Consider the following 19766-nt stretch of genomic DNA (forward strand, 5'->3'; position numbering starts at 1 on the left):
CTCCCGGCCGGGGCCGCGGACGCAGGCGCAGGCGCCGCCGGATCCCCGCCAAGGTCCCCGCCGCGCTCGCGGCGCTGGGGATCGCGGCCGCCGCGGGCGGCGGCACCTACGCGCTGATGTCCGCCACCACCGACGACACCGGCAGGGGCGCGACCGTCGCGGGGCCCTCCGGCGCCTCGCCCGCCGGCTCGGTGACCACCGCCCCCGGCGGAGACGGCGGCCGGCCGGCCGGCGACCCGGCGCGCACCCGGCACCCCGACCCCGCCCCCGAGGGCACGGGCCCGCGGCCGTCCCGGCCCGGAGGCGGCGGTCCCGCGCCCACCGGCGACGACGACGGCGACACGCCCGGCCAGAGCGACCCGCCGCCCTCGCCCGTGGTGCTCGGCGCCCCCGACCCGCAGCGCTACTGCCAGGACCGGGGCCGGTTCCGGGCCGACTTCCGCTCGGGCCGCTGGTACTGCGCCCCCGACGGCGGCATCGGCGTCGACTCCTCCATCACCATGACGCAGGTGTGCAGGTCGCAGTACGCCCCCGGCGCCGAGGCCCGCCTCGACGGCGACGCCGGCAGCCCCTCCGACTGGGCCTGCTACGTGATGCAGAGCCCCTGACCGGGACGGCGCCGGGCACCTTATTGGCATTTCGTCAAGAAGGGGTTGAGCCGGGCCCCGCCGTGCGCAAGTATGCACTTATCGCATTGTCGGCGGAAGGAACGCCGTGGACCGCCCCGACCCCGTAGCCCCACCGCCCCCCGCCTCCGGCCCCGCCCGCGACCTGTCGGTGCTGCGGCGCGTGGCCGCCGAGCCCGCCGTCATGCTGGGCGCGGGCCGGGCCCTGCTGCTCCAGGTCGCCCACCCCAAGGTCGCCCAGGGCGTCGCCGACCACAGCGACCTGCGGCACCGCCCGCTCGACCGGCTCCTCGGCACCCTGGACTTCCTCACCATCGTCGCCTTCGGCACCGACGAGGAGGCCGAGCGGATGGGCCGTACGATCCGCCGCGTGCACGAGCGGATCACCGGCCCCGGCTACTCGGGCAACGACCCCGACCTGCAGGTCTGGGTGAACGCCACGCTGATCGACGCCGCCCTGTACGTCTACGAGCACGTCCTGGGCTCCCCGAGCGGCGACCTGGCCGCCGAGTACATCGACCAGGCCCGCCACGTCGCCGACGTGCTGGGCTGCCCGCCCGGCGCGCAGCCCGCCGACATCGCCGCCTTCCGCCGCTACATGGACGAGATGGTCTCCTCGCTGGAGGTCACCGACACCGGCCGCGAGGTCATGCGGGCCGTGCTGTGGTCGCGCAAGCTGCGCTGGATGGCCCCCGCCCTGTGGGCCAACCGGTTCGTCACCGCCGGCCTGCTGCCCGAGCCTATCCGCGAGCAGTACGGGCTGCCGTGGAGCGACCGCAAGGACCGCGCCCTGTGGACGCTCCTGCGCGTCCACACGTTCTTCTACCGCAGGGTCCCCCGGCGGCTGCGCCAGGCGGGCATCCCGGTCATGCTGTGGTCGTCGCGGCGCCGGGTCGCCAAACGGGCCCGCCAGTACGCCGCGCAGCGCACCGCCGCCCACGCCTGACCCGCTCCGCACACCGCCCGGTCGGCGGTCGGCGGTCGGCGGTAGGCGGTCGGTCAGAGGGCGACGCCGAGGAGGGCGTCGGCCAGATCCCTGACCTGCGCGGGCGCCGCGGTGTCGGCGCCGTCCCCGGCCGCCCAGCGGTCGACGGCCGCCAGCGCGGCGGGCGCGTCCAGGTCGTCGGCCAGGCGGCGGCGGATCTCCTCGGCCACCGGCGCCGCGGCCGGGCCGGACGGGCGCGCCACCGCCGCCCGCCACCGCTCCAGCCGGGTGGCCGCGCCGTCCAGGTCGGCTTCGGTCCACTCCCAGTCGGAGCGGTAGTGGTGCCCCAGCAGCGCCAGCCGGATCGCCATCGGGTCGGCGCCCGAGCGCCGCAGCTTCGACACGAATACCAGGTTGCCGCGGGACTTGGACATCTTCTCCCCGTCCAGCCCCACCATGCCCGCGTGCACGTAGGCCCTGGCGTGCGGGCGCTCCCCCGTGGCGACCTGCGCGTGCGAGGCGCTCATCTCGTGGTGCGGGAACGCCAGGTCCGAACCGCCGCCCTCGACGTCGAACGCCATCCCCAGATGCTCGATCGAGATCGCCGAGCACTCCACGTGCCAGCCCGGGCGGCCCACCCCGAACGGGGAGTCCCAGCCCGGGTCCCCCTCCCGCCGCGCCATCCACAGCAGCGCGTCCAGGGGGTCCTTCTTGCCCGGGCGGTCCGGGTCGCCGCCGCGCTCGGCGAACAGCGGCGCCATCTCCTCCCGGCCCAGCCGGCTCACCGCGCCGAACGCCGGGTCGGCGGCCACCGGGAAGTAGATGTCGCCGTCGATCTCGTAGGTGGCGTCCTTGGCCCGCAGCTTCTCCACCATCTCCACGATCAGCGCGATCGACTCGACCGCGCCCACGTACTGGTCGGGCGGCAGGATCCGCAGCGCCGTCATGTCCTCGCGGAACAGCTCGATCTCCCGCTCCGCCAGCTCCCGCCAGTCCTCCCCGGTCTCCCTGGCGCGCTCCAGCAGCGGATCGTCGACGTCGGTGGCGTTCTGCACGTAGTGGACCCGGTGGCCCAGATCCCGCCACACGCGGTTGACCAGGTCGAAGGCGAGGTAGGTGTTGGCGTGGCCGAGGTGGGTGGCGTCGTAGGGGGTGATGCCGCACACGTACATCCGGGCGGTCTCGCCCGGGGCGGTAGATCGTATCGAGCCCGTCCCGGTGTCGTGCAGTCGCAGCGCGCCTCCCGCCGCGGGCAGTCCGGCTGCGGGGAGGCTGGGCACATGGGGAACGGACCACGATCGCATACCGAAAGCTTATCCGTGCGCCGTTCCCGCCCCCACGCCGAGATCACCAGAAGATCAGGCGAACCGGACCCTCGGGTCCAGGAACGAGTACCCCACGTCCACCACCAGATTCGCGGCGATCACGAACGCCGTCACCGTCAGCGTCACCCCGATGACCACCGGGGTGTCGCCCGCCGCGATCGACTGGTGGACCAGCTGCCCCACCCCCTGCAGCCCGAACACCTTCTCGGTGACGATCGTCGAGCCCAGCAGCATGCCCAGGTCGATGCCCGACTGCGTCAGCACCGGCGCCATCGCCGCCCGCAGCCCGTGCCGGACGACCACCCGCCGCTCCCGCAGCCCCTTGGCGCGGGCCGTGCGGACGTAGTCCGCCTCCAGCACCTCCAGCAGCGAGGCCCGCGTCAGCCGGGCGTAGGCGGCCAGCAGCAGCAGCGCCAGCGAGATCCACGGCAGCGTCATCCGCTGCAGGAAGTGCTCCCGCAGCGGCGGCCCCGCCTCGAAGAACCCCACCCCCCACCCGGCCGGCACGGTGGAGAACAGGTGCAGCATCACCAGCGCCATGACGAACGCCGGCGCCGACATCGCGGCCAGCACGAACACCGTCGCGGCCCGGTCCCCCAGGCCGCGGGCCCGGACCGCGCCCAGCGTCCCGAGCGCCACCCCGCCCGCCAGCCACAGCACCCCGGCGCCGAAGACCAGCCACAGCGTGGTCGGGAGCCGGTCGGCGATCAGCCGGGCGACCGGGGCGTCGTAGACGTAGGAGCTGCCCAGGTCGCCGCGCAGCAGCCGCGCGAGGAACTCGGCGTACTGCACCGGCACCGGCCGGTCCAGGCCCAGGTTGCGGCGGATCTGCTCCAGCGTCTCGGCGGTGGCGCGCGGCCCGCCGATCACCCGCTCCACCGGCGCCGGCGAGGCGTGCAGGAACACGAACACCAGCGTCGACACCAGCCACAGCACCAGCAGCGAGTACAGCAGCCGCCGCGCGACCAGGGACGGCACCGCCGGTCACCTCCCTCGCCCGGCGGCGCGGCGGGGCGCGAGCGCGTCGCGGACCCCGTCGCCCACCAGGTTGAACGACAGCGTCGTCAGCAGCAGCAGGACGCCCGGCACCGCCAGCAGCCACCAGGCCGTCTGGAACACCTCGCCGCCCTCGCCGAGCATCCCGCCCCAGCTCGGCATCGGCGCCCGCACCCCCACGCCCAGGAACGACAGCGTCGCCTCGAACACGATCGCGGCCGGGATCAGCAGCGAGGACAGCACCGCGACCGGCCCGGCCAGGTTGGGCAGCACCTCCGCGAACATGATCCGCAGCGGTCCGGCGCCCAGCGCCCGCGCCGCCTCCACGAACCCCTCCTCCCGCAGCGACAGCACCTGCCCGCGCACCACCCGGCCCACCGCCGCGAACGAGAAGAAGGCGATCACCAGCACGGTCATGGCCAGCCCGCCGCCCGCCGAGGCGATCGGGAACGCGGTCGCCAGCGTGATCGCCACCAGCAGGTAGGGCAGCGCCAGCGTGACGTCCATCAGCCGGGCCAGCAGCGCGTCCGCCGCCCCGCCCGCGAACCCGGCCGCCAGCCCGGCCGCCACGCCCGCCGCCGAGGCCAGCGTCGCCGAGCACACCCCCACCAGCAGCGACACCCGCGCCCCGTAGGCGGCGCGGACCAGCACGTCCCGGCCGAGCTGGTCGGCGCCCAGCCAGAACTCCGCCGAGGGCCCCACCGGCTGCCCGGCCGGATCGAGGCCGGTCCGGGGGAAGGTGGCGTGGTAGGGGTGGCCGGTCAGGCGCGCCCACAGCGGCGCCAGCAGCGCGAACAGCACGATCAGCGCCAGCGCGGCCAGCGCCGCCACCGCCACCCGGTCGCGGCGGAACCGCAGCCAGGCCCGCCGGAACGGCGAGCACGGCCGCACCCCCTCCACCTCCGCCGGCGGCGGGGCGGCGGCCCTGTGCGGGTCGGACGGGTCCGACCGGTCGGCCGGGCCGGGAGGGCCGGGTGGATCGGTCGGGTCGGGCGGGCGGTCCGGCGCGGACTCCGCCGCGGGCTCGGCCTGGGTCATCGCGCCGCCACCGCCCTGCGCCCACCCTCTGTCACCCGTGACCGGCCCCCCTCCGGACAGCACAAAGATCGCACGAGGTAGTCAAGGTAGCACTCAGGGTGAGTCAAGAGGGGGCGTAACCGCGAAGGCGCACCGAACCCGCGCCCTCGCATGTGCCGTCGGATCAGAGGAGGGACAGGCAGCCGGCCCTCACTGCCTCGTCGCGGAGCCGGGACGGCCGCCCCTCCAGCGCCGAGGTCGCCCGCGCCCGCCGGAAATAGAGGTGGGCGTCGTGCTCCCAGGTGAATCCGATCCCGCCGTGGACCTGGATCAGCGCGTCGGACGCGGCGCCGAACGCCTCGGACGCCTCGGCCTTGGCCAGCAGGACGAGCCGGTGGGCGGTCCCGGCGTCGCCTTCGTCGATCTCCCTGGCCGCCGCGTGCACGAGCGCGCGCGCCGCGGCGATCGCGACCGCCACCTCGGCGCAGCGGTGCTGGATCGCCTGATAGCCGCCGATCACCTGCCCGAACTGGGTGCGGATCTTGGCGTACTCGACCGTATGGGCCAGGCAGCCCTGCGCGCCGCCGACCTGCTCGGCCGCCAGCAGCAGCCGCGCGGCGTCGGCCGTCCGGGCCGTCGCGTCGGGCGGTGCCAGGACGGTCGCCGGGACGCCGTCCAGGCGCAGGTCGGCCGGCCGGGCGGTCAGGTCGACGGCCCGGACCGGGTGGCGGGTGACCTCACCGGCGCCGCCGTCCAGCCGGACCAGTGCCGGGACGGGCCCGTCGGGAGTGTCTGCCACGGCCAGGAGATGGTCCGCGACCCGCCCGTGGGTGACGCCCGCCGCCACACCGGAGACGCGCCCGTCGCGCAGCACCAGGTGCGGCCGCCGCGAGGCGAACGACTGCGGCAGTCCGACGATCGCGGCGCCGTCGTCGGGCAGGCCCTCGGCCGCGTGGGGGCCGGGCGCCCACGCGGCCAGCACGGAGGCGCGCAGCGGTCCCGGATACAGGCAGGCGCCCGCCTCCTCCAGGGCCGGCGTCAGGTGGGCCAGGCCGAGACCCAGCCCGCCCGCCGCCTCCGGCACGGCCATGGTGACCAGCCCGACCTCGCAGGCCAGTGCCCGCCATCGCGCCCGGTCGAAGGCCGCCTCCCCGAAGGCGCCGGCGTCGTCCCGCAGACGCCGCGCCTCGTCCGGAACGGAGTGTTCGGCGAAGTAGGCGCGCAGCGCCGACCTGACCTCCTCGGGGCTCAGGAGTTCTTCGGGCGGTCGGGTGAAGGATTCCATGGTGCCGTCCTCAGAACGGGTCATCGGGCCGGAGCGGCGGGCTTGGGCGGCCGGGGCAGGCCGAGTCCGCGCTGGGCGATGATGTTGAGCTGGATCTCGTCGGTGCCGCCGGCGATGTGCAGGGCCGGAGCGCCCAGGACGAACTCCGACCAGGCGAAGGTGTCCGGTTCTCCGGCGTCGGTGAAGGCGCGCTCGCCGAGGACCTCGGCCGCCAGCGCCGCGATCTCGTCCACGGCCCGGGTCATGAGCAGCTTCAGCACCGAGCCGGAGACCGGTGCCATCCGGTGCCCCCACGAGCCCTCGGGCAGGTCGGCCGCGGCCCGCATCGCGGTGACCGCGGCGACGGTCCGCGCGATCTGCGGCCGGTGGACCGGGTCGCCGGCCGCCTCCAGCCGCGCGGCCAGCGCCGCCAGCCGTTCCAGGACGTAGGGGCTGACCGGCCCGTCGTCCCCGATCATGGTGGCGCGCTCGCTGCCCAGGCTGGTGGCGGCGACCCGCCAGCCCTGCCCGGGCTCGCCGATGCGGTGCGAGTCGGGGACGCGCACGCCGTCCAGGAACACCTCGTTGAAGGCGGCCCCGCCGGTCATCTGCCGGATGGGGCGGACGGTGACGCCCGGCGCGCGCATGTCCACCAGGAACATCGTCAGCCCGCTGTGCCTGGGGGCCGCGGGGTCGGTGCGCGCCAGCGCCTCGCCCACGTCCGCCAGGTGGCCCAGCGACGTCCACACCTTCTGCCCGGTGAGGATCCAGTCGTCCCCGTCCCGGACGGCCCTGGTGGTGACGCCCGCCAGGTCCGAGCCGGCGCCCGGCTCGGAGAACAGCTGGCAGCCGATGATGTCGCCGCGGTGGAGCGCGGGCACCGTCCGCGCGCGCAACTCCGGCGCGCCGTGCGCCTCGATCGCGGGCGCGACGATGTGCAGCCCGACGAACAGCAGATCGCGGGACGGGAAGCCCAGCTCGCCGAGGAGGTCGTCCACGATCTGGTCGTGCTCGCGGGACAGCCCGCGCCCGCCGCGGCCGGCGGGCGCGCTCGGCCGGGCCAGGCCGGCGTCGAACAGCCGGGCCTGGAGCTCCCTGACCTTCGCGACGTGCTCCTCGTGTCCCTCGCCCAGTTCCTCGACGGCGGCGACGCGGTCGGACGGGCCGCGCCGCCCGGCGGTCCCGGCGCCGGCGAACTCGCCGGCGATCGACCGCAGGAACCGCTCCGCCTCGTCCCGGAACGCCTCCGGGCCCGGGTATCCGTCGCGCGGAACCTCGCCGCGCGGTGTCGTGTCGTCCGTCACTCTCGCTCAGCCTTCCGCGAGCCCGGCCAGCGCGAGCGCGAGCGCCTTGGCCCGGTCCATGGGGTAGTGCTTGCGGGCCACCAGCCGCTGCGCGTACAGGCCGCCTCCGGACTGCAGCATCGTGACCAGCTGCCAGCCGCCGTAGGCGTCGGCGGTGAAGTCGCGGATCGCGTGGAACAGGCGGGTGCGGTACTCGCCGTCCACGCCCTCCTTCGTCCGCATGTACTTGCGGATGAAGGGGCCGACCTCCGCGTGCTCCAGGTCGGCGACGGACGGCGCGGTGACCACGGCGCCGCCCGCGATGTCGTGCAGGTGGCGGATCATCGTGCTGAACTCGGCGGCGCCGTGGTGCTTGGCCGCGTTGGTGTACAGCTCGCTGGGGAAGTACCAGCCCTCCGGGCTGGCCTCGGCGTTGGCGATGGCCGCCTCCAGCGCGCCGCGCACCAGCGTGGCGTAGATGACCATCTCGGCGATCTTCTCGCGGACGTGCGCGACCCGCTCGGTGCCGTTGGCCTCGGCGACCAGCTGGGCCAGCCCGGCCAGGGTGTCGCCGTACTCGGCCAGGTGCGCGGTGCCGCCCAGGCGCTCCCACAGGCCGAGGGAGTGCGCGAACGTCCCCGAGTGCTCGATCTCGCCCGCCAGGAAGACCCGCTCGTCCGGGACGAAGACGTCGTCGAGGATGACGAAGCCCTCGGGCATGTTGTGCCGGGAGCTGACCGGGAAGTCGGCCTGGCGCTCGCGCGGCGCGTAGCTGGTGTTGACGATCGACACGCCGGGCGCGTTCACGGGGATGGCGCAGGCCACCGCCCAGTCCTCCTCGCCCGGCTTCATGTTCTTGGTCGGCATCACCACCAGTTCGTGGCTCACCGCGGCCGAGGAGATGTGCAGCTTGGCGCCGCGGACGACGATGCCGCCGGGGCGGCGCTCGACGATGCGGGTGTAGACGTCCGGATCCTCCTGCCGGCTCGGAGGGAGCCGGCGGTCGCCCTTGGCGTCGGTGATCGCCTGGACGCAGCGCAGGTCGTTGTCCTTGCAGTGGGCGAAGTAGTCCTCGATGCGCCGCGCGTACCCCGGGTGCCGGGGACGCACCCGGGCCGCGGCGGTGAGCAGCGCCAGCAGGCCCTGGGAGGTGGTCACCGTCACCATGTCCCAGCCGAGCAGCAGTTCCAGGATGTCCTTCAGCTCGCCCGGTCCGCGCGGGATCGCGAAGTAGGGGCCGCTGACGTCCTTCCCCGGCCGGTGGTGCCGGTCGTAGCCCTCGGCCACCAGCTTCAGCGCCGTGGCGAACTGCGGATGGGCGCCGAGGTCCTTGAGCTCCTCGCCCTCGGCGAAGACCCGCCTGCCGTCGTCGAGCGAGGCGAGGTACTCCTTCCCGGTCTTCATCGCCATCGGTGCATCCCTTCGGTCGGGCCGTCCGCGGGGGCGGCGGGACGGCCGCGTACTGGATCGGAACGCAATACTGATACTGAATTCAGTTTTAGTCAATGGCCTGCGGAGGGGGCCGCCCCGCCGCCCGATCCTCTAGACTCCAGGCACTCCACCGGGTGCACGGCGACCAGCCCGCCGTCAGAAGGGATGGGGATGCCCGCCAGGCCGTCCACGCCGAAGGGGCGGAGAACCGAGTCCGCCTTCCTCGACGCCGCGCGCAAGGTCTTCGCCGAGCACGGCTACTTCAACGCCAAGATCTCGGACATCGCGCGGGCCGCCGGCAAGAGCCCCGGCTCCTTCTACAACTACTACGAGAACAAGGAGGAACTGCTCCAGGCCCTGCTGGAGCAGTTCTCCACCGAGGTTCTCGAGAACTCCTTCAAGGCCCGGGGCGAGGACCCGATGGAGGGCATCCGCGCCGCGGTCCGGGCGTACTGGACCACCTACCGCGCCTACCTCGCCGAGATGGTGGGCGTGTTCCAGATGTCCATGACGGACGAGGTCTTCGCGCGCAGATGGCGGGACCACCGCGCCATCGGGCTCCGCGCGGTGAAGGCCGGCATCGGCAACGCGGAGCGCTCGGGCCACCGGGTCGGCGTCGACCACGGACTGCTCGCCTCGGCGATCGTCTCGATGCTGGAGTCGTTCTGCTGGGTCTGGATGGCCGGGGGCGGCGACGCCGGCGTGGACCCGCCGGACGACGAGGCCGCGATCGAGACGCTCGCCACGCTCTGGTACCGCGGCGTCTACCACGACCCCGCCCCGGACGCCTGACCCGGCGGAGGCTCACCCCCGGCCCGCGCGCCGCCCGCTCAGCGCTCGCCGGGCGGGAGCGGCCGGGCGAGGATCCGCAGTTCGCGTTCGAACTGGTCGGGGCCCGCGTTGGGAGCGATGCCGGAGTCGACGCTGTAGCTGCCGACCGCCGTGTAGAGCAGCAGCTTGGCCCGCAGCTCCGCCTCGGCCGGAGGGAAGCCGAGGTCGGAGAACGCCTTGGCCATGTACCCGAAGATGCGCCTGTCGGCGGCGCGGACCGCGGCGGCGATGCGCTCGTCCCGCCCCGCCCACATCCGCATCGCCCGGTCGCTGCCCGCCTTCTCCTTGCCGCGATCGTGCAGCCGCCGCAGCCGCTCCAGCGGGTCGGCTGTCGTCTCCAGGGCCAGCTCCACGAGCGTGTCGGCGTGTCCGTTCGCCCAGCGGGAGCAGATCTCGGCGACCAGCTCGGCGCGGTCGGTGAAATGCCAGTAGAAGCTTCCCTTGGTGACCCCGAGCGCCGAACACAGCTCGTCGACCCTGAGGCCGCTGTCGCCCTTCTTGGCCAGGACGTCGAACGCGGTGTCGATCCACTCGTCGCGGGTGACGCGAGAGGTCACGTGGCTCCCTTCGCCGTCAGGCCATCGCCTCGACCGCCAGCGGCGGCCGCCGCGGCGACGGCAGGTTGTCGTACAGATCCTCCACCATTTCGCGGCGGATCGCCGCATGGCCGGGGTCGGCCCACAGATTGCGCCACTGGTGCGGGTCCTCGCGCAGGTTGTACAGCTCCCCCTCGTCCCCGCCGTACACGATCCGCGGGACCTCGACGGCCGGCAGCCCGTAGTGCCGGAGCAGCCCGGCCGTGGGGATCCCCTCCCCCGGCGTCGACGGCTCGTAGGCGGTCAGCAGCCAGCCGTCCCGGTAGATGGAGCGCATGCGCAGGCCGTGGTCGAGCTGGCTGTCCCACTCGCACAGCGCGCGCTCGCGGGTCGGGTCGGGCGCCGCGGGCAGCGGACGGCCCTGCATCCACTCCGGCACCGGCAGCCCCGCGATCCGGCAGAAGGTGGGCGCCAGGTCGATCTGGCCCACCGGGTCGGTCACCACCGCGGGCGCCGTGCCCGTGGCCGGCGCGGGACGCCAGATCAGCGGCAGCCGCATCAGCGAGTCGACGTGGTACGGGCCCTTGTAGAGCAGCCCGAAGTCCCCCTGGAACTCGCCGTGGTCGGTGGTGAGGAAGACGTCGGTGTCGGCGTCCCAGCCGCGCTCGGCGATCCGGGCCAGGACCCTGCCGCACGCCTCGTCCAGCAGTTCGTTCTCGATGTGGATGAGCGCGCTGATCTCCCGGAGCTGGTCGGCGGTCATCCGCGCGGGGACGAAGTCGCCCGGCGCGCCGTCCAGGTTGGGGACCCGGCCCTCGTACCAGGCCAGCCAGTGGGCGGGCTTGGCGGCCAGGATCTCCCGGGCCCGGTCCGCCGAGCCGGGGTGCCCGGCGGGCAGGTCCAGGTCCCGCCAGTCGACGCGGTGCCGTTCGGCGGCCGGGGGGTCCCACGGGTGGTGCGGGTCGGGGAAGCTCATCCAGCACAGCCAGTCGTCGTCCGGGTCGAGGGTGTCCAGCCAGGCGATGACCCGGTCGGCGATCCAGTCGGTGTGGTAGAGGCCGCGCGGGACGGGGTTGTAGGCCACCTCGGGCGCGCCGGTGTCGCCGCGCGGGGTGCCGTCGAAGATCCGGGCGAACCCGTCCCGCCGGCCCGGATGCTCCCTCTTCAGCCACCGCGCGTAGTGGGTCTTGCCCCACGGGCCGTGCCCGGCGAACTCGACGTGCTCGAACCCGCGGTAGGGGCCGTGCCGTCCGGAGGCGCCGAGCCGGTTCTCCTCCCAGCGCAGGCCGGGGTCGGAGATCGGCTCGAAGTGCGCCTTCCCGATCAGCGCCGTGCGGTAGCCCGCCGAGTCGCGCAGGTGTCGGGCGACGCTGGGGGCGTCCGGCGGCAGCGGGATCCCGTTGGCGACGACGCCGTGCGTGCGCGGGTACTGCCCCGTCAGCAGCGTCGACCTGGCGGGCATGCAGACGGTGTTCTGGCAGTAGGCCCGCTCGTAACGGACTCCTCCGGCGGCGAGCGCGTCGGCGACCGGGGTGCGGGCGACCGTGCCGCCGTTGCAGCCGAGCGCGTCGTAACGCTGCTGGTCGGTGGTGATGAACAGAATCTTGCGTCCCATGTCAGCTTTCCGTGTCGGAGGTGTCAGGGGTGTCGGCGGTTTCGGGGGTGCCGGAGGTTGCGGTGCCGCGGGCCGTGCGGCGGGCGGCGCGACGGGCGCGCTGCCGGGCCGGCTCGGGTTCGGGGACGGCCTCGATCAGCGCCCTGGTGTACGGGTGGGCGGGCTCGTCGCAGACGCGGTCGGAGGGTCCGGTCTCCACCACGCGTCCCCGGCGCATCACCGCGATCCGGTGGGAGACGTGCCGGACCACCGCCAGATCGTGCGCGATGAAGAGGTAGGCGGTGCCGGTGTCGCGCTGGATCTCCCGGAGCAGCGCGATCACCTGGCTCTGCGTGGACACGTCGAGCGCGCTCACGGGCTCGTCGAGGATGAGCAGCCGCGGCCGGACGGCGAGCGCGCGGGCGATGGCGACGCGCTGCCGCTGGCCCCCGGAGAACTCGTGGGCGCGGCGATCGGCCATGTCCGCGTCCAGGCCGACGCGTTCGAGCAGCTCCCCGACCCGGTCTCGCAGTTCCCTGCCGTCCAGCCCGAAGTGGATGCGCAGCGGCTCGGCCAGCGTCGACCCGACGGTCCGCACCGGATGGAGGGAGCCGAACGGGTCCTGCCAGACGACCTGGACGGCCCGCCGGTACTCGAGCGGAACCCGCAGGCCGAACCCGGTCACGTCGAACTCGCCCACGCGGATCGTGCCGCCGGACGGGCGGAGCAGCCGCAGCACGGCCCGGCCGAGCGTGGACTTGCCCGACCCGCTCTCGCCCACCAGGCCGAGCGTGCGGCCCTTCTCCAGGTCGAGGTCGACGCCGGTCACCGCGTCCACGGGACGGTGCGGCGACCACGGCCACGGGCGCCGGCCCGGGTACCGCACGGTCAGGCCCCGTACCCGCAGCAGGTCGCTCATCCCGTCCTCCGCTCGTCGCCCGCCGTCACCAGGTCCGCCCGGACGCAGCGGACCTGGTGGTCGCCGGTGCGGCGCAGCGGGACCGGCGCCGCCGAGCAGCCGGGCAGCGCGCTCGCGCAGCGCGGGGCGAAACGGCAGCCCGCCGGCCAGGCGCCGGGCCGCGGGACGCTCCCCGGGATGCCCGCCAGGTCGCCGCCGGGCCGGTTGCGCGGAACCGCGCGCAGCAGGTCGGCGGTGTAGGGGTGCCGCGGCGCGGCGTACAGCGTGTCCACGGGGGCGGACTCGGCGATCTCGCCCGCGTACAGCACGATCGCCCGGTCGCACAGGTCCGCCACCACCCCGAGGTCGTGGCTGATGAGCAGGACGGACATCCCGGTGTCCGCGCGCAGGTCGGCGAGCAGGTCCAGGACCTGGCTCTGCACGGTGACGTCCAGGGCGGTGGTGGGCTCGTCGGCGATCAGCAGCCTGGGTTCGCACGCGATGGCCGCGGCGATCATCACGCGCTGGGCCATCCCGCCGGACAGCTCGTGCGGGTAGGCGCCGAGCCTGGCCGCCGGTTCGGGGATGCCGACCCGGTCGAGGAGTTCGGCCGCGCGTTCGCGCGCCCGCCTGCGCGACATGCCCAGGTGCACCCGGAGCGGCTCGGTGAGCTGGTCCTCGACCGTGCGCGCGGGGTTGAGCGCGGCGTGCGGCTCCTGGAAGACCACCCCGAGGTCGCGGGCGCGCGCCGCGCGCAGCGTCGCCGCGGACGCACCGGCGAGCTCGGTGCCGCCGAGCCGGATCGACCCCCGGGTGATCCGTCCGGGCGGCGGGACGAGCCCGAGCAGCGCGAGCGCGGTGACGGTCTTGCCGCAGCCGGATTCGCCGGCCAGGCCGACGATCTCCGCGGGCGCCACCTCGAAGGACAGGCCGCTGACCACCGGCACCGGCGGGCCGGTCCGGGGCGGGGAAAGGCTGATCTCGAGGTCGCGCACCACCAGCAGCGCCTCCCGGCCGAGCTCGGCGCCGGGCCCGGCGTCCGGCCCGGTGACCTGCCAGACCGCGGGCAGGCCGGCGGCGCGGCGGGACAGGCCCGCACGCCGCGGCACCCGGAGGCGCGGCCGGGAGCGGCGGACCGGTGCCGCCTGGCGCGCGAGGGCGTCGCGCAGCCCGTCACCGACGACGTTGAAGCACAGGACCATGGCGAGGATCGCCAGGCCCGGCGGCACCGCCAGCCAGGGCGCGATGTCGACGACCGTCTGCGCGGCGTTCAGCATCGACCCCCAGCTCGCGTCGGGCGGCTGCACCCCCAGCCCGAGGAACGACAGGCCCGCCTCGGCCAGCAGCGCCGTTCCGCAGGTGAGGCTCGCCTGCATGATGACGGCGGGCGCGATCACCGGCAGGACCCCGGTGGCCATCAGGCGGACCGGCCCGGCGCCGCCGACCCGCGAGGCCGCCACGTACGGCTCCTCCCGCACCGCCAGCACCTCGCCCCGGACCAGCCGGACGAACACCGTCGAGAACACCAGGCCCAGCGCCGTGACCGTACTCGACAGGCCCGGCCCCAGCAGCGCCACCAGCGCGAAGACCAGCACCAGCGCCGGAACGGCGACGATCGCGTCCACCAGCCGCATGACCACCCGGTCCCACCAGCCGCCGAGGAATCCGACGACCAGCCCGATCGGCACGCCGATCAGCATCGCCAGCCCGGCGGAGGCGCCGCACACCACGAAGGCGGACCGGGCGCCGTACAGCAGCCGCGCGAACAGGTCGCGCCCCTTGTCGTCGGTGCCGAGCCAGTGCGCGCCGGACGGCCCGCGCAGCGCCTCGCCGAGCGACTGCGCGTCGGGCGGGTGGGCGGCGATCAGCGGCGCGCACAGCGCGGCCGCCAGCAGCACGACCAGGACCGCCAGTCCCGCGGCGGCGGGCCGGTTGCCCAGGAACTTCCGGGAGATGGCTCTCATGACAGCCGCACCTTCGGATTGAGGTACCCGTACACCAGATCGAGCAGCAGGTTGACCAGGACGACCGCGGTCGCGATCGTGACCACCAGGCCCTGGACCACGGGGATGTCCTGGCGCAGCACCGCCTCGATGGCCAGCGATCCGAGCCCGGGGAGGGCGAAGACCTTCTCCACGACCAGCGACCCGCCGATGAGGATCGTGACCTGGAAGCCGAGGAGCGTGACGACCGGGGACAGCCCGTTGCGGACCGCGTGCCGCAGGATCACGCGGCCCGGCCGGTACCCGCGGGCGATCGCGGTCCGCACGTACTCCCGTTCCAGCACGCCCACCATCGAGCCGCGCGTCTGGCGGGCGAGGTAGGCGCCGGGGGCAAGGGCGAGCGCCACCGACGGCAGCGCGATCGAGCCGAGCCAGGCACCGAGGCCGCCGGCGGGCGGCACGTATCCGGCGGGCGGGAACCAGCCCAGCCTGATCGCGAAGAACGAGACCAGGAGGAGTCCCACCCAGAAGGGGGGCGCCGCCATCGCGGTCGAGGTGAGGAGCGTCACCGCGCGGTCGACCGCGCCGCCCCGCAGCACCGCCGCCAGGATTCCGGCGGTCGTCCCGAACAGCGTCGCCAGCACGAGCCCGCCCGCGGCGATCGACAGCGTGGTCCCGGCGCGTTCGGCCAGCTGCGGGCCCACCGGGACGCTGGAGAAGTAGGAGGTCCCCAGGTCACCGGTGACCGCGCCGGCCAGCCAGTCGCCGTACCGCACGATCAGCGGACGGTCGGTGCCGAGCCGCGCGCTGATCCGGGCCAGGTTGGCCGGGTCGGTGTTGTCGCCCGCGACGATGGCCGCCGGCTCCTCCGGGAGCAGCGCGGACAGCAGGAACGTCGCCAGTGACACGATGAGCAGCAGCGGCGCCAGCGCCGCCAGCCGGGAGATGATCAGTCTCAGCATGCCGCACCCGGTCCCCGGCTCATCGGGCGGTGACGTTGCGCGGGTCGGGGGCGGTGCCGACCGGGATCGCCCCCGACACCCCCTTCCGCACGGCCAGCATCCGGTAGCCGCGGACCAGCGTGATCACGTACCCCTGCTCGGCGGCGCGCCGGTACAGGCCCCGGTACTCGGCCGCGCCGTCCCGGATCGTCTTGGTGGACGCCCGCGCGGCCAGCGCCTCGATCCGCGGGTCGGTGGCGCCGTAGGGGTTGTAGGGGCCCTTCGGGCTCAGGGTCTGCTGGTAGAACAGGTACGGGTCGTCCGCGGGGAGCTGGAGCACCGCGACCGGGTACTTCCTGGAGCGGAGCTGGACGGCGAGGTTGCCCGCCTGCAGGTTGACGAGCCTGGCCCTGATGCCGATCTTCCCGAGCGCGCCGGCGACGGCCTCCGCCAGGTTGGCGAAGACGGGATTGGTGGGCAGGTCGAACGCGAACCCGTCCGGGTGGCCCGCCTCGGCCATCAGGCGCCTGGCCTTGGCGAGGTCGGCCGGGTACGACGACTTGAGCGCGGGCTCGTACGCCGGGCTCCTGTCGTCGAACAGGTTGCCGTCCGCGTCACCGGTGCCGAACATCACCGAGGAGTTGATCGCGGCGCGGTCCATCGCGTACGCCATGGCCTGCCGCACCCGCACGTCCTTGAGCGCGGGGACGGTGCCGCCGTCCCGGTCGAGGACGAGCAGTCCGGCCGGCAGCCCGGGGTCCCGCTCGACGGTGAGCCCGCTCTGCTCGGCCGACCTGACCTGCGCGCCGGAGACCGGGCCGGCCTGGACCTGCCCGCCGCGCAGCGCGTTGATCATGGCGCCGGCGTCGGTGTAGGCGCGGATCCGCACCTTGTCCGCCTTCTGCACCGACGGGTCCCAGTACCCGGTGTTCTTGGCGTAGGTGTAGGAGTCGCCCTCGACGGACGAGGCCGCGTCCAGCTTCCAGGGGCCGGTGCCGACGGGGTTCCGGTCCACCTTGGGGTCGTTGAACGCCTTGGGGCTGAGCATCATGCCGGGGACGCCGCTGAGCATCTGGACGATCGACGGCCCGGGCCTGGCGAGGCGCAGTTCGGCCGTGTACGGGTCGGGGGTCTCGACCTTCTCGACGAGGTTGTACGACACCGCCGCCAGCGGCCCGTCGACCTTCTTGCCGCGTTCGATGTTGGCCTTGACCACCGAGGAGTCGAACGGGGTGCCGTCGGTGAACTTCACCCCTTTCCGCAGGGTGAGGACCAGGTCGGAGCCCGTGTAGGTCCACGTGGTGGCCAGCCCGGGGCCGTACTCGCCGGACCCGCGGCTGCTGATCAGCGTGTCGAACACCGGCCGCAGGTAGGCGATCTGCGGCGTGTTGGCCTTCGCCGGGTCGAAGGTCTGGAGATGGCTGATCTCCCCCAGGCTCAGTGTCGCGTCACCGGTCGCGGCGCCGGGCGACCCGCAGGCTGCGAGCAGCAGGAGCAGGGGGGCGGCGGCGGCCAGGGGGCGGATGGGGTGGGTGCTGTGCATGCGGCCAGTCCTCTCAGCACAGGGAATGCCGGGACCATACCTTCGAGTATGGCCTGCGACAAGACTTTTCGATCCGATAGATCCAGGAAGACTGGGCTATTGACATCCGCCGCCATACGGACTGGTATGTAGCCCGATCGTCTGCGAGCGGAGCGCACCCGTATGACCACATGCCTGGCCGAGATCATCCGTCACTGGGCCGTCGCCGCCCCCGACCAGCCCGCGGTCACCGTCCCCGGGACCGGGCCCGGGGGCGACCTGACCCGCACGTTCCGCGAGCTCGACGCCGCGGCCAGCCGGGTCGGGCAGGGCCTGGCCGCCGCCGGGGTGCGCCCCGGCGACCTGGTCGCCCACCTCGGCCGGAACTCGATGGCCTACTGCGAGTTCCTGTACGGGGCGAGCAAGGTCCGCGCCACGGTCGCGTCCCTGAACTGGCGGCTGTCCTCCGGCGAGCTGGCCGCGATCCTCGCCGAGGCCCGCCCCCGGCTCGTCGTCGCGGACGCCGAGTTCGCGCCGACGCTGGCCACGGCGCTGACGGCCGCGGGCCTGTCACCGCAGGTCCTCGTCGTCCCGCCCGGCGGCGGGCCCGCGCCCGACGGGTACGCGTCCTATCCGGCCTGGCGCGACGCCCAGAGGACCGTCGACCCGGGACTGGTCCCCGAACCCGACGACATCGCCCTGGTCTTCTTCACCTCGGGCACGACCGGCACGCCGAAGGGCGTCATGCTCGGCGTCCGCGGCATCAGGGAGCAGCTCGCGCACCCGCCCGCCTGGCGCAGCGTGCGGCCGGGCGTCGCCACCCTGGTCGTGTCGCCGGTGTTCCACGTCGGGGGCACCGTGCAGATCTACGTGAACGGCCACCACGGCGGCCACGTCGTGCTCCTGCCCGACCCGAAGCCGGGGGCCGTCCTGGCCGCGATCGAACGCCACCGGGTGGAGATCGCCATGCTGGTCCCGGTGATGATCCACCAGCTGCTGGACGACCCCGCGCTGCCCGGCACCGACCTGTCCTCGCTGCGCACCATCGCCTACGGCGCCTCACCGATCGCCCCGGCCCTGCTGGCCCGCGCCCTGCGCGCCCTGGACTGCGGCTTCGTCCAGGCGTACGGGATGACCGAGACCACCGCGCCCATCGCCCACCTGGACCAGGCCGACCACGACCCCGACGACCCCCGCGGGCGGCTCGCCTCCGCCGGCCGCCCCCTCGACCACGTCGAGCTGCGCATCGCCGACCCCGACACGGGACGCCCGCTGCCGCCGGGCGAGGTCGGCGAGGTCTGGGTGCGCACGGCCCAGACCATGGTCGGCTACCTGAACCGCCCGGACGGCGAGTCGGCCCTCACGCCCGACAACTGGCTGCGCACCGGTGACTGCGGCCGCCTCGACGCCGACGGCTACCTCTACCTGACCGACCGGCTCAACGACATGATCATTTCGGGCGGCGAGAACATCTTCCCGGCCGAGGTCGAGAACGTCCTGACCGCCCACCCGTCGATCAGGGAGGCCGCGGTCCTCGGAATCCCCGACGACAGGTGGGGCCAGAGCGTCAAGGCGGTGGTCGTGCCCCGTCCGGGGGCCCGGGTGGAGCCGGCCGAGGTGATCGCCTTCTGCCGGGACAGGCTGGCGCACTACAAGTGCCCCCGGCGGGTCGAGATACGCGGCGACCTGCCGCGCAATCCCGCCGGAAAGGTGCTCCGCCGCGCCCTCCGCTGACGCCCCGTCGCCGTCGACCGGGCGAACCCCGCGGAGCGCCTCGTTCAGGGACCCTCTCAGAGCACCTGGGTCCAGGCGCCGGGGTCGCCCGGGGAGGCGCTGAAGTCGTAGCGGACGCCCTCCGGCGACAGCGCCAGCAGCGAGATCGAGCTGGTGCCCCAGATCCGACCCTCGCCCAGATCGGCCAGCGGGAGCAGCGACGCGGGATCGGTGCGGGCCAGGCCGTCGCCGTTCACCAGCGGCAGCCACTCCCCCCACGCCCGCTCCACCGGCTCGGCCGCCGACGGGCCCGCGTCCAGCGACGGGACGGGCCGCGGCTCGGGCCGCCGGGCCGCCGCGAAACGGGGCCGGAAGTGCCCCAGCCGGGCCGCCATGTGCGCGTCCTCGGTCCGGCCCGCGTGCGGCCCCTCGCCCTCCAGCCCGCTGTTGAGGATCATGTGCAGGCCCGGGCCCAGCTCCCGCTCGTCCAGGTCCGCGCCGTCCCAGTGCCACAGCCGCACGCCGCCGGGCTCCGCGCCCACCAGCAGGAACGGGTCGAAGCGCGGCAGGTCCAGCGGACCGGGCCCGCCGGTGGCCGCCGCCAGCAGGGGCAGCTCGCCGCGCGACCGGCGGCCGTCCTCGGGCGCCGCCGGGCCGCGCGCGTTCAGCACGGTCGCCACCCGCCGCGCCCCCGGATCGGCGGCCAGCCACGTCCCGCCCGCCCGGAGGTCCTGCCCGCCGACGAGGGCGGGCCGGTCCCGCCAGTGCCGGCCCGGCGGCCGCCACGACCGCTCCAGGAACTCGTCGCGCACACCGACGAGGATCACGGGCACCGGGGACGAGGGGTCGAAGCTGACGATCGCCGTGCACATGACCCCTATTGGAGCATTGGCCGACAAAGCACCCGACACCGGGGCGGCA

Annotated in this window: 16 protein-coding genes and 1 pseudogene; 4 read left to right on the plus strand and 13 right to left on the minus strand. The window is 74.6% G+C overall.

The annotated features are described in order from the left end of the window. Positions 1-608: pseudogene (locus tag ACFPZN_RS28815) on the plus strand (hypothetical protein); the annotation flags it as partial. Positions 609-714: 106 nt separating this feature from the next. Then, positions 715-1572: an oxygenase MpaB family protein gene (locus tag ACFPZN_RS28820; RefSeq protein WP_378285370.1), complete on the plus strand. Its 858-nt coding sequence runs from the start codon at positions 715-717 to the stop codon at positions 1570-1572. Between the two features lie 53 nt (positions 1573-1625). Here the strand turns inward: ACFPZN_RS28820 and mshC are convergent, their stop codons facing one another. The 6 genes from mshC to ACFPZN_RS28850 all read right to left on the minus strand — a co-directional run bounded on the left by mshC (position 1626) and on the right by ACFPZN_RS28850 (position 8846). After that, entirely contained in the window at positions 1626-2855 is a 1230-nt protein-coding gene (gene mshC / locus ACFPZN_RS28825; RefSeq protein ID WP_378285371.1) for a cysteine--1-D-myo-inosityl 2-amino-2-deoxy-alpha-D-glucopyranoside ligase, read from the minus strand. A 54-nt stretch (positions 2856-2909) separates the two neighbouring features. Then, entirely contained in the window at positions 2910-3854 is a 945-nt protein-coding gene (locus tag ACFPZN_RS28830; protein ID WP_378285372.1) for an ABC transporter permease, read from the minus strand. A 6-nt stretch (positions 3855-3860) separates the two neighbouring features. After that, positions 3861-4910, minus strand: a complete 1050-nt coding sequence (locus ACFPZN_RS28835) for an ABC transporter permease (protein WP_378285373.1) — start codon at positions 4908-4910, stop codon at positions 3861-3863. A 163-nt stretch (positions 4911-5073) separates the two neighbouring features. Then, the gene (locus ACFPZN_RS28840; protein WP_378285374.1) at positions 5074-6174 is read right to left on the minus strand and encodes an acyl-CoA dehydrogenase family protein; all 1101 of its coding nucleotides are present in this window, start codon (positions 6172-6174) and stop codon (positions 5074-5076) included. Positions 6175-6194: 20 nt separating this feature from the next. Beyond that, a complete protein-coding gene (locus ACFPZN_RS28845; protein WP_378285375.1) occupies positions 6195-7457 on the minus strand; it encodes an acyl-CoA dehydrogenase family protein in 1263 nt (420 codons plus the stop codon). Between the two features lie 6 nt (positions 7458-7463). After that, positions 7464-8846 carry a 4-hydroxyphenylacetate 3-hydroxylase N-terminal domain-containing protein gene (locus ACFPZN_RS28850; protein ID WP_378285376.1) on the minus strand — a complete coding sequence of 461 codons (1383 nt, stop codon included), beginning with the start codon at positions 8844-8846 and terminating at the stop codon, positions 7464-7466. Positions 8847-9038: 192 nt separating this feature from the next. Here ACFPZN_RS28850 and ACFPZN_RS28855 point away from each other — a divergent pair, with 192 nt between their 5' ends. After that, positions 9039-9659 (plus strand): TetR/AcrR family transcriptional regulator, encoded by a 621-nt coding sequence (locus tag ACFPZN_RS28855; protein ID WP_378285377.1) that lies wholly within the window; start codon positions 9039-9041, stop codon positions 9657-9659. 38 nt (positions 9660-9697) lie between these two features. Here ACFPZN_RS28855 and ACFPZN_RS28860 read toward each other — a convergent pair whose 3' ends face one another. The 6 genes from ACFPZN_RS28860 to ACFPZN_RS28885 are packed head-to-tail and all read right to left on the minus strand — an operon-like array spanning position 9698 to position 17153. Then, a complete protein-coding gene (locus ACFPZN_RS28860) occupies positions 9698-10255 on the minus strand; it encodes a TetR/AcrR family transcriptional regulator (RefSeq protein ID WP_378285378.1) in 558 nt (185 codons plus the stop codon). Positions 10256-10271: 16 nt separating this feature from the next. After that, complete coding sequence (locus ACFPZN_RS28865) at positions 10272-11849, minus strand: sulfatase family protein (RefSeq protein WP_378285379.1); 1578 nt, start codon at positions 11847-11849, stop codon at positions 10272-10274. 1 nt (position 11850) lies between these two features. Continuing rightward, a complete protein-coding gene (locus ACFPZN_RS28870; RefSeq protein WP_378285380.1) occupies positions 11851-12747 on the minus strand; it encodes an ATP-binding cassette domain-containing protein in 897 nt (298 codons plus the stop codon). Beyond that, positions 12744-14690: a dipeptide/oligopeptide/nickel ABC transporter permease/ATP-binding protein gene (locus ACFPZN_RS28875; protein WP_378285381.1), complete on the minus strand. Its 1947-nt coding sequence runs from the start codon at positions 14688-14690 to the stop codon at positions 12744-12746. The genes ACFPZN_RS28870 and ACFPZN_RS28875 overlap by 4 nt, the downstream gene beginning before the upstream one ends. Beyond that, entirely contained in the window at positions 14687-15631 is a 945-nt protein-coding gene (locus ACFPZN_RS28880) for an ABC transporter permease (RefSeq protein ID WP_378285382.1), read from the minus strand. The genes ACFPZN_RS28875 and ACFPZN_RS28880 overlap by 4 nt, the downstream gene beginning before the upstream one ends. 19 nt (positions 15632-15650) lie before the next feature. After that, on the minus strand, positions 15651-17153 hold the full coding sequence (locus ACFPZN_RS28885) for an ABC transporter substrate-binding protein (protein WP_378285383.1): 1503 nt from the start codon (positions 17151-17153) through the stop codon (positions 15651-15653). 162 nt (positions 17154-17315) lie between these two features. Here ACFPZN_RS28885 and ACFPZN_RS28890 point away from each other — a divergent pair, with 162 nt between their 5' ends. Further along, positions 17316-18866 (plus strand): AMP-binding protein, encoded by a 1551-nt coding sequence (locus tag ACFPZN_RS28890; RefSeq protein WP_378285384.1) that lies wholly within the window; start codon positions 17316-17318, stop codon positions 18864-18866. 56 nt (positions 18867-18922) lie between these two features. Here ACFPZN_RS28890 and ACFPZN_RS28895 read toward each other — a convergent pair whose 3' ends face one another. After that, entirely contained in the window at positions 18923-19717 is a 795-nt protein-coding gene (locus tag ACFPZN_RS28895; RefSeq protein WP_378285385.1) for an NRDE family protein, read from the minus strand. Positions 19718-19766: the final 49 nt, after the last annotated feature.

Source organism: Actinomadura rugatobispora, from assembly GCF_042656285.1.
Lineage (GTDB): Bacteria > Actinomycetota > Actinomycetes > Streptosporangiales > Streptosporangiaceae > Spirillospora > Spirillospora rugatobispora.